Here is a 13511-nt window from a genome sequence, read left to right as displayed (position 1 = left end):
CTCAGCCCAGCCACGGCGCGGCGCGGCGGGTGAGGGTCGCCTTCTTGGCGGGGTCGAAGCCGTCGTACGTGCGGACGGCGAAGCCGCTGCGCGGGTTGCGCTCGAAGACCTCGCGGTGGTCGCGGACGAAGGTCCAGTAGAGCGCGTCCCAGTCGCCCTCCCAGTCCCCGCGCGGGAGGTCGCTCATCTTGCGCAGGTAGTTCGACCCCGAGACGTAGGGCTTGGTCGTGATCGACTCCCCCGCGGCGAACTGCGACATCGCGTAGACGTTGGGCACCATCACCCAGTCGTAGGCGTCGACGAAGAGCTCCATGAACCACTCGTACGCCGCGTCCGGGTCGGTCCGCAACAGGCACTGGGCGTTGCCGAGCACCATCAGCCGCTCGATGTGGTGGGCGTAGCCGTGCTCCAGCACCCGCTCCAGCACCAGGTCCACGGGCGCCAGGCCGGTCTTCGCCGTCCACCAGCCCTCGGCGAGCGGCCGGGTGTGCTGCAGGTGGTTGCGGGTGCGCATCTTCCGCCCCCACAGGACGTAAGTGGCGCGCATGTACTCCCGCCAGCCGATCACCTGGCGCACGAAGCCCTCGAGGCTGGCCAGCGGCACGTCGCCCTGCTCCCCCGCCTCCAGCGCGCCCTGCAGGACGTCGCGCGGGTCTAGCAGCCCGATGTTGAGACCGGGGGTCAGCAACGCGTGGAACAGGTGGGGGTGCTGGGCGGAGATGGCGTCCTCGTAGGGGCCGAACTCCTCGAACCGCTCGTCGAGGAACTGGCGGAGCATCGCGCGCGCCTCGGCGTGCGAGGTCGGCCAGGCGAAGGCGTCGGCGTCGCCGGGGTTGTCGGGGAAGGACCGCTTGACCCACGCGATCGCCTCCTCGACCTCGGGGTGCCGCTCGCCCTGGTCGGGGCGGTCGATGGTGGGGACCGGGTGGCCCTTGGGCAGCTTCTTGCGGTTGTCCTCGTCGAAGGACCACTTGCCACCGACGGGGTCACCGGAGGCCGTGACGAGCACGTCGAGGCGCTGGCGCTGCCAGGAGTAGAAGTGCTGCATCCGTGCCCGGCGGCCCCGCGGTCCGCTGACGCCGTCGAAGTGGGTGGCCAGGTCGTCGCGCGTGCAGAGGAAGTTGGGGGTCTCCAGCCACTCGTCGACGAAGGGCTCCAGGTCGCGCGAGAGCCAGTCGTCCACGACGTCGTACGCCGTCACGTGGACGTCCCCCCGGCCGCCGAGCCCGTCGATGACCCGCCGCAGCGCGGCCGCGGAGGTGGTGCGGCCGTCGGTGTCGACCCGCTCGACGGCGTACCCCGCCTCCTCCAGGCGCGTGGCGAAGCGACGCATCGAGGCCCGGTGCAGGACGAGCTTCTGGGTGTGGAAGCGGTACTGCCGGAAGAGCAGGTCGTGCTCGAGGAGCACGAAGACGGTGCCGTCGGCGGCGGAGAGGTGCTGCTCGAAGAGCTGGTGCGGGAGGACCAGTCGGACCCGGGAGGCTGCCACCTCGCGAGCGTAGGCACCCCGTCCGCGGAACCCGGCCACCCCTGGGGTGCGGGGCCCTAGGGTGCGGGCATGACGATCCTCGACAGCTGGACCCGGGGCGAGCACACCTGGGAGGGCACCAGCCACCCGACGTACCGCAAGGGCAGCGGCCCGGGCGTCGTGGTCATCCACGAGATCCCCGGACCGACGCCGTCGGTGATCGGGTTCGGCCAGGAGCTCGTGGACGCGGGCTACACCGTGGTCCTGCCGCACCTGTTCGGGAAGGCGGGCGGCGCCTGGAACGGCGTCAACGTCGCGCGCGCGATGGCGCAGGTCTGCATCAGCTCGGAGTTCACCAAGCTCGCCACCGGGGTCACGACGCCGATCGCCGGCTGGCTGCGCTCGCTCGCCCGCGACCTGCACGCCGAGCTCGGCGGGCCCGGCGTCGGCGCGCTCGGCATGTGCTTCACCGGTGGGTTCGCGCTCGCGATGATGGTCGACGACTCGGTCGCCGCCCCCGTGCTGTGCCAGCCGTCGGTGCCCTTCACGGTCGGCAAGGCGCGCTCGGCCGACGTGAACCTCTCCCCCGCCGACCTCGAGGTCGTACGCCGCCGGGCGGCGGGCGGCTGCGCCGTGCTGGGCATCCAGTACGCCTCGGACCCGCTCACCGGCACCCGCTTCGACACCCTGGACCGTGAGCTCGGGGACGGTTTCATCCGGGTCGACCTGCCCGGCAAGGGGCACTCGGTCGTGACCGAGCAGCGCTCCCAGGTGGCCGTCGACCGGGTACTGGATTTCTTCGGGGGGCGGCTGCGCGCCTGAGCGGTCGGCAGGCTGGACCTTGCCTATCTTGATCGCCATGGACACCAGCGCCGAGGCTCGGATCGTCGCCTCCTTCGTCTTCATCGCCGCTCTGCTCTTCGGGGGGTGGAGCGCCATCGAGTACCTCGTGGCCGGGCCGCCCTCGTTCCTCCCGTCCGAGGATGTCGGACGCGTCCTGGGCGTCCTGGTGCCCGTCGCCGCTACCGCCGTGGCCTTCCAGGCCGCGACCCAGGTGCAGGAGCGCTGGGCTCGGACCCTCGGCAGCGCGACCGTCATGCTGGGCGTGGCGGCCAGCACCGGGGCGGTCCTCTGGCTGCTGGGGACCCTGACCAACGGCTACTGAGCCCCGCCGCCGGCAAGCAGCTCCACCGGATCGTCCACGGCCAGCCGACCCCCCTCGAGCACCCGGCAGACGGACCCGCCCCGGCGACGCAGTGCCTCCTGGGCGCCGCGCCCGATGGTGTCGTCGAGGAGCTTGCACGGGGCGGCGACCCGGACCACCTCCATCAAGACCGGGCCGATGCGCAGGCGCGCGCCCGGCTCGCGCGGCACGGGTCCGCCGCTGATCGTGACGTTGCGCCGGGTCAGCTCCGCGCGCACCTCGGAACCGTGGATGCCGCTGGCGGTGTCCAGGTCGTCCTGGCTCTGCACCGTGACGTGGCGGTGCTTCGTGCCGTGGTAGCGGTCGCCGACGATGCCCTTGCCTGCTTCGACCTCGACGCTCTCGACGGCGCGCATGGGCAGTCGGGTCGCCTTCGCGACGTGCAGCGCGGTGACGGTAGGCACGAGGGCGAGCCTAGGACGGCGCGGGAAGGCGAGCTCAGGCGGCGAGGACGATGTCAGCGAGGTAGACCTCGAGCCGGTTGGGCTGCTGGCGCGGCGGTGGCAGTCCCGGGGCGCGCGACCGGTGGCGGTGGCCGGTGGGGGTCGTGGTCTCGACGGTGTGCGGGTCGGTGTCGGTGACCTGGGCGGACCAGCCGGTGGCTTCCTTGGTCTGGTTGCAGGCCTCGCACAACCCCTGGCCGTTGGTCGCGGTCGTCGGGACACCGTCGGCCCAGGTCCGGACGTGGTCGCGGTGGCGGACGGGGGCGTCGCAGTGCGGCGTGCGGCAGGACCTGTCGCGGAGCACCAGGAACTTGGCCAACCCGGCTGGAAAGGTGCGGGAGCGGGAGTCCATCGCGACCAGCTGCCCGTAGGGCTCGGCGTAGAGCCGCCGCAGGGAAGCCAGCCCGGCCTCCTCGGCGCGGGCGATGAGGTCACGCACGTCGTCGGCCGCCAGCGGGATCGGCGCGACACCGGGCTTCGGGACAGTCGCTGGACGCCACTGGCGGGCACTCTCATGCCGTGGAGAGCGCGGTCGCTGACGTAGCCAGACGGTCATACCGCGCGGCTGGCCACGCGCCCGCCGCCTGAGAACGCCTCGCCTCGGCGACGAGCGAGCCCTCATGACCGTTTGGCTACGACCGACGGCCTGAATCCGCCGATGCCGCCTCAGGTGCGCTGGCGCGCCCTTGTGCCGCAGTCTGGCCTCAGCACTTGCGGAACCGCGCCGTGAGCCGCCGGAAGAATCCTTCGATAACGACGGCTTCACCGATGTCGCTTGACGCCCCGGAGCCACCGGTCATTCCCGCGGTGACGACTCCAGCGGAAAACGCTGATTGGCAGGAGCCGCACAGCAGGCGTCCCATGGGGGTGTACGTGCATGAGCCCGTTGCTCCACATTGCTCGCAGCGAGACCGCTGACCGGTGTCGCCTGTAAGCGAGATGTTGACACTCATCACGCCTCCGAGCGTGCGCTGGATCCGAGATGCGGCCACCAGTGCCGCCCATCCAGCATGCCGCTCCACGGTGTCCGCGTCCAGGAACGTCCGCTTCTGCCGCCTCTGGGTACGGTCGGCTTCATGCAGCCGTTCGACGAGCAGCGCCGGGTTGACCCTCGACCATGCGAGGACTGCGGTTCCCAGGTCGTGTCGGGTCTCGAACGCTTCGACTACGACGAAGACCACCCTGACCGGGTGCGCGCCTGATGTCCCGACCGCCTAGTCCAGGCAGAACTCGTTGCCCTCGGGGTCCTGCATGACCAGGCAGGACTCGTTGAACCCGTCGGCGGGCAGCAGTCGCACCCGGGACGCGCCCAGGACCACGAGTCGCGACGCCTCGGCCTCCAGCGCCGCGACCCGCTCGTCGCCCGACAGACCCGTCCCGACCCGGACGTCGAGGTGCACCCGGTTCTTGACCGTCTTGTCCTCGGGGACGCGCTGGAAGAACAGCCGGGGCCCGACGCCCTCCGGGTCCTGGCAGGCCCAGGCGGAGCCCTGTCGTTCGGGTGGTAGCGAGGCGTCGAGGTCGTCCCAGCTGTCGAAGCCGGGCGGCACGGGCGGCGTGACGTAGCCCAGCGCCTCCTGCCAGAACTCCCCGACCCTGCGGGGGTCGGCGCAGTCGAAGGTCACCTGGACGGTCCGGACGGTCATGGGCCCATCCAGCCACAGCTCAACCGAGCAGGTCCAGCACGTTCCGGGCGAGCTCCGGGCCGGCGTCCTCCTGCAGGAAGTGCCCGGCTCCTTCCAGGACCCGGTGCGGCAGCCCGGCCGCTCCCGGGACGTGGTCGCGGAAGACCTGCTCCCAGCCGCGGGTCGCCGGGTCGCCGTCGGAGTAGCAGGTGAGGAACGGCCGATCCCACTCCCCCAGGAACGTCATCGTGCGACGACCGATCTCGGCGCCCACGTCGTTGCGGGTCAGCGGCAGCAGCGCCGTCATCTGCCGCAGCCCGGCCGAGTGGTCCTCGTCCGGGAAGGGAGCGTCGTACGCCGCCAGCACCTCCCTCGACGGTCGGACCGCCGTCCCGCCCGCGACGAAGTCGGAGGCGCGCAGGCGCGGGGCCCGCTGGGTGTGCAGGAGGTAGTCCAGCAGCCACTCCTCGACGACCACCCGCGACTCCCCCTCGCCGTGGACCGCCCAGGTGAGCCGACCGGCCAGGTCGGACGAGGCGGTGTGCAGGATCGTGTTGGCGGCCACCACGGCCCGGTAGCGCGAGGGATCGGCCGCCAGCGCGGACAGCCCGATCGGACCGCCCCAGTCCTGGCAGACCAGCGTCACGTCGCGCAGGTCGAGCCCGGCGACGAGCGAGCGGGTCCAGCCGACGTGCCGGGCCAGCGTGTAGTCGTAGGGCGAGACCGGCTTGTCGGAGCGACCGAACCCGATGTTGTCGGGCGCGACGACGCGCGCGCCGCCGGCGACCAGGACGTCGATCACGTGCCGGTAGAGGTAGGACCAGGTCGGCTGGCCGTGCAGCAGCAGGACGGTCGGCCCGTCGGACGGGCCGGCGTCGACGTACGCCATGCGGACCGGGCCGGAACCGTCGCCGGCCTCGACCTCGGCGTACGACGGTTCCCGGCTCCACCCCGGGAGGTCGGCGAACCGCTCGTCGGGCGTGCGGACGACGGACATCACGGGGTTTCGAGACGGTTGCAGAGCAACCTCCTCAACCGCCGTGACGCGACAGGATCAGCCCGGACGTCGGGACGCCGGTGCCGGCAGTGACGAGCACGTGCGGCTTCTCGTCCAGCGACACCGGGTTGACCGACGTGCCGCGCACCTGGCGCACCGCCTCGGCGATGCCGTTCATGCCGTGGAGGTAGGCCTCGCCGAGCTGGCCGCCGTGGGTGTTGAGCGGCAGCCGGCCGCCGACCTCGATCGCGCCGTCCTTGACGAAGTCCTTCGCCTCCCCGCGCCCGCAGAAGCCGAGTTCCTCCAGTTGCGTGAGCACGTAGGGCGTGAAGTGGTCGTAGAGGACCGCCATCGGCATGTCGTCGGGACGCAGCCCGCTCTGCCGCCACAGCTCCCGGCCCACGACGCCGATCTCGGGGATGCCGATGTCGTCGCGGTAGTAGGAGGTCATGACGAACTGGTCGGTGCCCGAGCCCTGGGCCGCGGCGGTGATGTACGTCGGCACCTGCGGCAGGTCCTTGGCACGCTCGGCCGAGACGATGACGAAGGCCTGCCCGCCGTCGGTCTCCTGGCAGCAGTCGAGCAGGTGCAGCGGGTCGACGATCATCCGCGAGGCCTGGTGGTCCTCGAGCGTGATCGGCTTGCAGTGGAAGAACGCCTGCGGGTTGGTGGCGGCGTGCCGGCGGTCGGCGACGGCGACCCGGCCGAAGTCCTCCGAGGTGGCGCCGTACTCGTGCATGTAGCGACGCGCCTGCATCGCGACCGTGCCCGCGGGCGTGGAGAGCCCCATCGGGTAGGACCAGGCGTTGTCGAGGCCGTTGGTGTTGACCTGGGCGTTGGCCCACGACGAGACCTGGCCGAAGCGCATGCCGGAGCGCTCGTTGAACGCGCGGTAGGCCACGACGACGTCGGCGACGCCCGTGGCGACGGCCATGGCCGCCTGCTGGATGGTGCCGCAGGCGGCGCCGCCGCCGTAGTTGATGCGGCTGAAGAAGCGCAGGTCGCCCATGCCGAGCTCGCGGGCGACCGCGATCTCGGAGTTGTTGTCCATCGTGAACGTCGTCAGGCCGTCCACCTCGGACGGCGCGATGCCGCAGTCGCGCAGCGCGTGCCCGACCGCCTCGACCGCGAGCTGGAGCTCAGAGCGGCCGGACTCCTTGGAGAACTCGGTGGCGCCGATGCCGACGATGGCCGCCTTGCCGGACAGGGACATCAGACGGCGACCTTCACGGTGCCGATCACGTGGTCGCCCAGCGACACCGACCCGGTCACCTTGAGCACCGCGACGCCGTCCTCGACCGACTCGACCGAGCCGGTGAAGGTGAGCGTGTCGTAGGGGTACGCCGGCGCGCCGAGCCGGATCGCGATGCCCTTGACCACGGCGCCCTCGCCGGTGGACGAGCGGACCCAGTCGTTGACGTACCGCTCGACGAACGCGGTCGAGGTCAGGATGTTCATGAACACGTCCTTCGACCCGGCCGCCTGCGCGATGTCGCGGTCGTGGTGGACGTCCTGGAAGTCGCGGGTCGCGATCGCCGTCGACACGATGATCGTCGGGGTGAGCGGCACGCTCCACTCCGGGAGGGTCGTGCCGGGCTCGAGAAGGGTCGTGGTCACGCCAGCCTCCACACGGGCAGGGTCAGCTCGTCGTCGACGCGCTGGAAGTCGATGCGCACGCGGGCGCCGATCAGGTCGTCCGTGGTGTCCGGGTCGACCCCGAGCAGCTCGCCCAGCACCCGCGGACCCTCGGCGAGGGTCACGAGCGCGATGACGAACGGGGTCTGCCGGCCCGGCACCTGCGGGTGGCGGTGGACGACCCACGAGAAGATCTCGCCGTCCCCGGAGGCCTGCACGTGGCCGCGGTCGAGCGCGCCGCACTCGGGACAGGCCGGACCGGGCGGGTGCCGCAGGGCGCCGCAGGCGTTGCACTTCTGCAGGCGCAGCTCGCCGGCCGCGGTCCCCTCCCAGAAGTACGCCGTGTCGCGGTTCTTCTGCGGGCGCAGGACGCCGCTCACGCGGTGGTCTCCTTCGAGCGCGGCACGAACTTGAGCACCCGGAACAGCATGGTCGCGACGACCTCGTCGCCGACGTACCAGGTGTTGCGCGAGGTCACGAAGTAGCCGACGCCCATGCCGGTGCGCTTGGGTCCGACGACGGACTCCAGGGCGGTGGTGACCCGCACCTGCTCCCCGACCCGCAGGGTGCGGACGTACTCCTGCTCGCAGTTGGTGCCCAGCACGGCGGTGAAGCCGGCGTCGGTGAGCACACGCATCATCCCGTGCAGCGGGTCGTCGGCCGGCGGCTTGCCGCCCAGGCCGTACATCGTCCACACCTGCGCCATCGAGGGCGGCGCCTCGCCCGCCTTCCAGCGAGGGTCGTCGTAGCCCATCGCCTCGAGCCAGTTGTTGATCGTCGGCTGGTTGACCGGGTCGCGGGCCTCGCGCTCCGCGGCCTCGCCCAGCGCCTTGATCCGCTCGGCCTCGGCCATGACCTCCGCGTGGACGGCCTCCTCGACGCCGAACAGCTCGTCGGTGCCGGCGCTCATCGGGGCACCCGGGGCATCCCGAGGCCGAACATGCCGATCAGCTCGCGCTGCACCTCCTGCACGCCACCACCGAAGGTCAGCACGAGGTTCCGCTTGGCCTGGGCGTCGAGATAGGTGAGGAGCTGACGCGTCGCGGGCTCCCCCGGGTCGCCGTGACGGTGCACCAGGGAGACCAGGTCGGCCAGCAGGTGCTGGACCTGGTCGGCGGCGAAGACCTTGGAGGACGAGGCGTCGGCGACGGACAGCTCACCGGTGGCCGCGGCCCGCGCGACCTCCCAGTTGAGCAGCTCGTTGACGCGGAAGGCCGCGGTCACGCGACCCAGGACGTCGGCCACGTCGGGACGGTCCAGCAGGTCCCGCTCGCCGAGCCACGCGGCGACCTTGTCGCGCAAGCCCTCGATCCGGCCGGCCGGGCCGAGCATGACGCGCTCGTGGTTGAGCTGGGTGGTGATGAGCTTCCAGCCCTGGTTCTCCTCGCCGACCAGCATGTCGACGGGCACGCGCACGTCGTTGTAGTAGGTGGCGTTGACGTGGTGCGAGCCGTCGGCGGTGATGATCGGGGTCCAGGAGTAGCCCGGGTCCGTGGTGTCGACGATGAGGATCGAGATGCCCTTGTGCTTGGGCGCCTCGAGGTCGGTGCGCACCGCGAGCCACACGTAGTCGGCCTGGTGGCCGCCGGTGGTCCACAGCTTCTGGCCGTTGACGACGTAGTGGTCGCCGTCGCGGCGCGCGGTGGTGCGCAGCGAGGCCAGGTCCGTGCCGGCATCGGGCTCGGAGTAGCCGATCGCGAAGTGCACATCGCCGGCCAGGATCCGCTCCAGGAACATCTCCTTCTGCACTGGCGTGCCGTAGCGGATCAGCGTCGGGCCTACGGTCTGCAGCGTCACTGCCGGGAGGTGCACGTCGGCCCACTGCGCCTCGTTGGCGAAGATCGTCTGCTCGACCTCGCCGAGCCCGCGACCGCCGTACTCCGTCGGCCAGCCGACGCCCATCCAGCCGTCGGCACCCATCTGCCGGATGACGCGCTGGTAGGTCTCGCCGTGCCGGTCCCGCGCGCCCTCGTCGGTGGAGTCGCGGTGCTCGTTCTCGGCCGCGAGGCCGGTGAAGTACGCACGCACCTCCTCCTTGAGCGCGCGCTGGTCGGCGGTGAGTTCGAGGTTCTTGGCCGCGGCGGTCTCGACCGGCACCTGGGCGGCGGCGACGTCGAGGTCGTGGACGAGGTCGGTGACGAGCGAGAAGCAGTGGTGCAGCGGGTAGGTCTCGTCGACGCCCATGCCGCCGTGCAGGTGGTGGCAGGTGCGCAGCGTGCGCGGCCCCTCCTGGCACAGCCAGTACGCCGCCACCGCGAGGTCGTCGCCGGCGTCGAGGCCCGAGGCGACCCGCCAGGCCGCGTTGTCGGCGGCCAGGTCGGTGGTGCGCGCGGCGATGTAGACATCGGCGACCTGCATGGCGACCGCCTGGAACTCCGCCAGGGTGCGGCCGAACTGGGTGCGGCCCTTCACGTAGGCCGCGGTCAGGTCGCGCGCACCGGCCAGGGCGCCCGCGCCCACCAGGCACAGGCCCGCGACGGCGTGGTCGAGCAGCGCCTGGGCGGCGTCGCCCTCGAGCAGGTCGGCGGGCGCGCCGTCGAGCACCACCGTGTGGCGGTCGATCCGGGCCGAGGACGGGGAGACGTGCAGCTCCACGCCCGGACCGTGGGGGTCGACGAGGGCGACGACCGGACGGTCGCCGTCCAAGGCGGTCACGAGCAGGCGGGTGGCGTCAGCTGCGTGGGTGACGGCGATCTTGCGGCCGGTCACCCGCCCCTCGGCGTACGTCGTGGAGGGGGTCGCGCCCAGGCCTCGACCGACCTCCCGCAGGGCCGGCGTGAGCAGGACCTCGCCGGAGGCGATGCCCGGGAGCAGCTCCTTGCGCTGGGCGTCGGTGCCGTGGGCGGTGAGCACGAGCCCGCCGCAGACCAGCGTCTCCCAGAGCGGCAGGTGACGGGCCCGGGAAGCGGCCTCGCGCAGCAGCACCCCGACCTCGAGCAGCCCGAGGCCGTCGCCGCCGTGCTCCTCGGGGATGCCGAGGCCGAGCAGGCCTGCCTGGGCCAGGGCGGCCCAGTCGGCGTCGCGGTCCAGCGCCTCGCGGACCACCGAGCGGACCGCCTCGGTCTGCTCGGCGTGCTCCTGCGGGTCGTAGCCGTTCGTCACGGGTGCCTCCTGCTGCTCTGGGGCGGGGTCGTCACCCGAAACTGTAACGTGTTCTACCTCGCCGCGGGAGGGCGCGCCGCGGGTCAGACGGGCTGGGCCTCCACGGCGGCCCGCAGCCGCGCGAGCTCGTTCGGGAAGTGGCCCACCAGGACGTCCGGGTCCGGCACCGACTCGCGGCAGGCGATGACGCCCACGTGCAGGCGACCTGCGTTGGACAGCACCGTGACGTTCAGCCCGGCGCCGTGGAAGACCGGGCCGAGCGGGTAGAGCGCCTGGATCCGGGCGCCGGCCAGGTACAGCGGGATCGGCGGCCCGGGGACGTTGGAGATCACCAGGTTGTGCGCGACCGGGAGTCGGTCGGCCAGCCCGAGGCCGGCGTAGGCCCGGACGGCGAGCCCGAAGGTCCGCGGGGCCGCGAACTCCGCCCAGTCCTGGAGGGCGTCGGCGCTGATCGCCTGCTGGTGCTCCTTGGCGTGCCGGTTGCGCTCCGCGAGGTCGGCCAGCCGCTCGAGCGGGTCGTCGAGGTGCGTGGCGAGCTTGGTGAAGAGCGCCGAGACCTTGTTGGCGCCGGTCGAGTGCCGCGTCGAGGCGTGCACCGAGACCGGGACGGTCGCCAGCAGCGACTCCTCCGGGAGGTCGTCGTGCTCGGCGAGGTAGGCCCGCAGGGCTCCCCCGGCGATGGCCAGCACCACGTCGTTGACCGTCGTCCCGGTGGCGTTCTTGACCGCACGCACCTCCTCCAGGTCCAGGTCAAGGAAGCCGATGCTGCGGTGCCCGGTGATGGTGCCGTTGAACGAGGTCCGCGGAGCGGTGAGCGGCGCGGCCATCGCGGTGCCGGCGCGGGCCCGTGCCACCGTCCGGGTGATCATCTGGGTCGTCGGCTGGACCAGGCGGGCGGCCGCGACCGGGCGCGTGAGGTTCGTCAGGACCGCGCGACCCAGCAGCTCGCGGCGCCCGGGCTCGCGCCCGTGGGTGCCGACCTCCTCCAGGCGCAGCGGCGGGTCGGTCGGCGAGAGGCTGCACAGGGCGCTGACGAGGTTGGAGCCGGAGACGCCGTCGACCGTCGCGTGGTGCATCTTGGAGAAGACCACGACCTTCTCGCCGTCCTCGTCGGCGTACCCCTCGATGACCCACATCTCCCACAGCGGCCGCGAGCGGTCCAGCGGCAGGCCGGCCAGGTGCGCGGTCAGGGCGGTCAGCTCCTCGTAGCCGCCGGGCGGCGGCACGGCGAGGCGGTGCACGTGCCGCTCGATGTCGAAGCGCGCGTCCCGCACCCAGATCGGGTGGTCGAGGCCGAGCGGCACGCGGCGCAGCTTGCGGGTGAAGGTCGGCACGTCACTGACGGCGTCCTCGATCTGCTGCTGGAGCCGGCGGAAGGAGTACGGCTCGGGCATCGTGCTCGGGTCCAGCACGAACAGCGCGCACACGTGCATCAGCTGCTCGGGGGTCTCGAGGTAGAGGAAGCTCGCGTCGAGCCCTGAGAGTCGGTCCACGTCATCTCCGCTGGTGCTGGTGCTGGTTCGTCCGGGGCGGTCCCTCACCCCAACGAGCGAGGCGGCCCGGAGGCACGCGGCCAGGGTGTGGCGCGTGCGACGCCGCCCGCCGCCTACCATCTGCGCCATGTCGTTCCTGCGCCGCCAGGTGATCACCGCGGCCCTCACCGCCAACGCCATCCGCCCGGTCCCCGGCTTCCGCGCCGGCATCCCGGCGTTCTTCGCCGGCTGGCTCGTCGGCGAGCTGGCCCCGCACGTCCTGGCGGCCACGACCGCCGACGCCCTCGTCAACGCGCGCAGCAAGAAGCGCGACCCGCGCGGCCTCACGCTCGCCGCCGCCAGCGCAGCGGGGCTCTCCTACCTCGTCGCCCAGGCGCGACAGGTCGGGACCGCCGCCGAGGACGCGCTGGTCGAGGGCCTCGGCGCCGACTACGTCGAGCAGCTCGACAGCGCACCCACCCCGGCCGACCTCGCCGTCCCGTGGCGCAAGCTGGTGTACCCGTTCCGGATGCGCGAGCCGCGCGTCACCGTCCACAAGGACATCGCCTACGACGACGAGACCGGCAGCCGCGGCCTCCTCGACGTCTACGTGCCCGCGGACACCCCCCTGGAGGGCGCCCCCGTCCTGCTCCAGGTGCACGGGGGCGGGTGGACCATCGGGAAGAAGGACCAGCAGGGCATCCCGCTGATGCAGCACCTGGCGGCCAAGGGTTGGGTGTGCGTGGCGATCAACTACCGCCTCGCCCCCCGCGACCCGTTCCCGGCCCACGTCATCGACGTGAAGAAGTCGATCGCCTGGATCCGCGAGCACATCGCGGCGTACGGCGGGAACCCCGACTACATCGCCATCACCGGCGGCTCCGCGGGCGGCCACCTCTGCGCCCTCGCGGCACTGACCCCCCACCGGCGCGAGTGGCAGCCCGGCTTTGAGGACGTCGACACCTCCGTCCAGGTCGCGGTCCCCCACTACGGCGTCTACGACTTCGCCGGCTCCACCGGACTGCGCTCGGCCGAGCTCATGCGCGACCGGTTCCTCGGCCCGCGGGTGCTCCAGCGGCGCTGGTCGGAGGACCCCGAGGCGTTCGAGGCCGCCTCCCCGATCCTCCAGGTCACCGAGGACGCCCCGGACTTCTTCGTGCTGCACGGCCAGCGCGACACGCTCGTCGCGGTGGAGCAGGGCCGGCTCTTCGTCGAGGAGCTGCGCCGCACCTCCAAGCGCTCGGTGGTCTACGCCGAGCTCCCCGGCGCCCAGCACGCCTTCGACGTCTTCCCCTCGATCCGCAGCGCCCACGTCGTCCGCGCGATCGACCGCTACCTGCACTGGCACTGGAACCAGTACCGCAAGCGGTGAGCGCTGACTCGGCACCGATTCAACGCTCACTCGGTACCGATTCAACGCTCACTCGGGCTCTTCTGCTGCATGTGTGGGTGCTGTAATCGCGCCTGAATGAGCGCACGCCGTTCTCTGTCTAGGTTTCTGAGCTGTCGAAGAACAGTCACCAGGAGCAGGAGAACGGCGTGCGTGAACGCAGCCTATGGCGTGC

At 72.0% G+C, this 13511-nt stretch carries 15 protein-coding genes; 4 read left to right on the top strand and 11 right to left on the bottom strand.

The window, feature by feature from the left end; genetic code table 11:
• Position 1 precedes the first annotated feature (1 nt).
• Complete coding sequence (locus Q1V71_RS06080) at positions 2-1489, bottom strand: cryptochrome/photolyase family protein (protein WP_300641722.1); 1488 nt, start codon at positions 1487-1489, stop codon at positions 2-4.
• Between the two features lie 69 nt (positions 1490-1558).
• Here Q1V71_RS06080 and Q1V71_RS06075 point away from each other — a divergent pair, with 69 nt between their 5' ends.
• Together Q1V71_RS06075 and Q1V71_RS06070 are read left to right on the top strand one after the other, a co-directional pair.
• Positions 1559-2290, top strand: coding sequence for a dienelactone hydrolase family protein (locus Q1V71_RS06075; RefSeq protein ID WP_300641720.1), 732 nt, complete (start codon positions 1559-1561; stop codon positions 2288-2290).
• A 37-nt stretch (positions 2291-2327) separates the two neighbouring features.
• The gene (locus Q1V71_RS06070) at positions 2328-2633 is read left to right on the top strand and encodes a hypothetical protein (protein ID WP_300641718.1); all 306 of its coding nucleotides are present in this window, start codon (positions 2328-2330) and stop codon (positions 2631-2633) included.
• Here the strand turns inward: Q1V71_RS06070 and Q1V71_RS06065 are convergent.
• Positions 2627-3076 carry an MOSC domain-containing protein gene (locus tag Q1V71_RS06065; RefSeq protein ID WP_300641716.1) on the bottom strand — a complete coding sequence of 150 codons (450 nt, stop codon included), beginning with the start codon at positions 3074-3076 and terminating at the stop codon, positions 2627-2629. The genes Q1V71_RS06070 and Q1V71_RS06065 overlap by 7 nt on opposite strands.
• 34 nt (positions 3077-3110) lie before the next feature.
• Positions 3111-3554, bottom strand: coding sequence for an HNH endonuclease (locus Q1V71_RS06060; protein WP_300641714.1), 444 nt, complete (start codon positions 3552-3554; stop codon positions 3111-3113).
• A 637-nt stretch (positions 3555-4191) separates the two neighbouring features.
• Between Q1V71_RS06060 and Q1V71_RS06055 the strand changes: the two genes are divergently transcribed.
• Complete coding sequence (locus tag Q1V71_RS06055; protein WP_300641712.1) at positions 4192-4317, top strand: hypothetical protein; 126 nt, start codon at positions 4192-4194, stop codon at positions 4315-4317.
• A 12-nt stretch (positions 4318-4329) separates the two neighbouring features.
• Here Q1V71_RS06055 and Q1V71_RS06050 read toward each other — a convergent pair whose 3' ends face one another.
• The 8 genes from Q1V71_RS06050 to Q1V71_RS06015 all read right to left on the bottom strand — a co-directional run bounded on the left by Q1V71_RS06050 (position 4330) and on the right by Q1V71_RS06015 (position 11967).
• Positions 4330-4761: a VOC family protein gene (locus Q1V71_RS06050; protein WP_300641710.1), complete on the bottom strand. Its 432-nt coding sequence runs from the start codon at positions 4759-4761 to the stop codon at positions 4330-4332.
• A 19-nt stretch (positions 4762-4780) separates the two neighbouring features.
• Complete coding sequence (locus Q1V71_RS06045) at positions 4781-5737, bottom strand: haloalkane dehalogenase (protein ID WP_300641708.1); 957 nt, start codon at positions 5735-5737, stop codon at positions 4781-4783.
• A 34-nt stretch (positions 5738-5771) separates the two neighbouring features.
• Positions 5772-6950 carry a lipid-transfer protein gene (locus Q1V71_RS06040; protein WP_300641706.1) on the bottom strand — a complete coding sequence of 393 codons (1179 nt, stop codon included), beginning with the start codon at positions 6948-6950 and terminating at the stop codon, positions 5772-5774.
• Positions 6950-7354: a MaoC family dehydratase gene (locus tag Q1V71_RS06035; RefSeq protein ID WP_300641704.1), complete on the bottom strand. Its 405-nt coding sequence runs from the start codon at positions 7352-7354 to the stop codon at positions 6950-6952. Before Q1V71_RS06035 ends, Q1V71_RS06040 begins: the two co-directional genes overlap by 1 nt.
• Entirely contained in the window at positions 7351-7752 is a 402-nt protein-coding gene (locus Q1V71_RS06030) for a Zn-ribbon domain-containing OB-fold protein (RefSeq protein ID WP_300641703.1), read from the bottom strand. The genes Q1V71_RS06035 and Q1V71_RS06030 overlap by 4 nt, the downstream gene beginning before the upstream one ends.
• On the bottom strand, positions 7749-8282 hold the full coding sequence (locus Q1V71_RS06025; protein WP_300641701.1) for a MaoC family dehydratase N-terminal domain-containing protein: 534 nt from the start codon (positions 8280-8282) through the stop codon (positions 7749-7751). Before Q1V71_RS06025 ends, Q1V71_RS06030 begins: the two co-directional genes overlap by 4 nt.
• Positions 8279-10474 (bottom strand): acyl-CoA dehydrogenase, encoded by a 2196-nt coding sequence (locus Q1V71_RS06020; protein ID WP_300641699.1) that lies wholly within the window; start codon positions 10472-10474, stop codon positions 8279-8281. The genes Q1V71_RS06025 and Q1V71_RS06020 overlap by 4 nt, the downstream gene beginning before the upstream one ends.
• An 83-nt stretch (positions 10475-10557) precedes the next feature.
• Positions 10558-11967, bottom strand: a complete 1410-nt coding sequence (locus Q1V71_RS06015; RefSeq protein ID WP_300641697.1) for a wax ester/triacylglycerol synthase family O-acyltransferase — start codon at positions 11965-11967, stop codon at positions 10558-10560.
• A 127-nt stretch (positions 11968-12094) separates the two neighbouring features.
• Between Q1V71_RS06015 and Q1V71_RS06010 the strand changes: the two genes are divergently transcribed.
• Positions 12095-13318, top strand: a complete 1224-nt coding sequence (locus Q1V71_RS06010) for an alpha/beta hydrolase (protein ID WP_300641695.1) — start codon at positions 12095-12097, stop codon at positions 13316-13318.
• Positions 13319-13511: the final 193 nt, after the last annotated feature.

Origin of the sequence: Nocardioides sp. (assembly GCF_030149505.1) — a bacterium.
In the GTDB taxonomy this organism is placed as follows: domain Bacteria; phylum Actinomycetota; class Actinomycetes; order Propionibacteriales; family Nocardioidaceae; genus Nocardioides.
Note: the sequence above shows the minus strand (reverse complement) of the source record. Positions and strands in the feature narration are given on the sequence as shown.

What these genes read in the sequence shown, in the direction of transcription:
- Q1V71_RS06075 (WP_300641720.1), top strand. Translation starts at nt 1,559, where the DNA reads ATGACGATCCTCGACAGCTGGACCCGGGGCGAGCACACCTGGGAGGGC.
- Q1V71_RS06070 (WP_300641718.1), top strand. Translation starts at nt 2,328, where the DNA reads ATGGACACCAGCGCCGAGGCTCGGATCGTCGCCTCCTTCGTCTTCATC.
- Q1V71_RS06055 (WP_300641712.1), top strand. Translation starts at nt 4,192, where the DNA reads ATGCAGCCGTTCGACGAGCAGCGCCGGGTTGACCCTCGACCATGCGAG.
- Q1V71_RS06050 (WP_300641710.1), bottom strand. Translation starts at nt 4,761, where the DNA reads ATGACCGTCCGGACCGTCCAGGTGACCTTCGACTGCGCCGACCCCCGC.
- Q1V71_RS06045 (WP_300641708.1), bottom strand. Translation starts at nt 5,737, where the DNA reads ATGTCCGTCGTCCGCACGCCCGACGAGCGGTTCGCCGACCTCCCGGGG.
- Q1V71_RS06040 (WP_300641706.1), bottom strand. Translation starts at nt 6,950, where the DNA reads ATGTCCCTGTCCGGCAAGGCGGCCATCGTCGGCATCGGCGCCACCGAG.
- Q1V71_RS06025 (WP_300641701.1), bottom strand. Translation starts at nt 8,282, where the DNA reads ATGAGCGCCGGCACCGACGAGCTGTTCGGCGTCGAGGAGGCCGTCCAC.
- Q1V71_RS06010 (WP_300641695.1), top strand. Translation starts at nt 12,095, where the DNA reads ATGTCGTTCCTGCGCCGCCAGGTGATCACCGCGGCCCTCACCGCCAAC.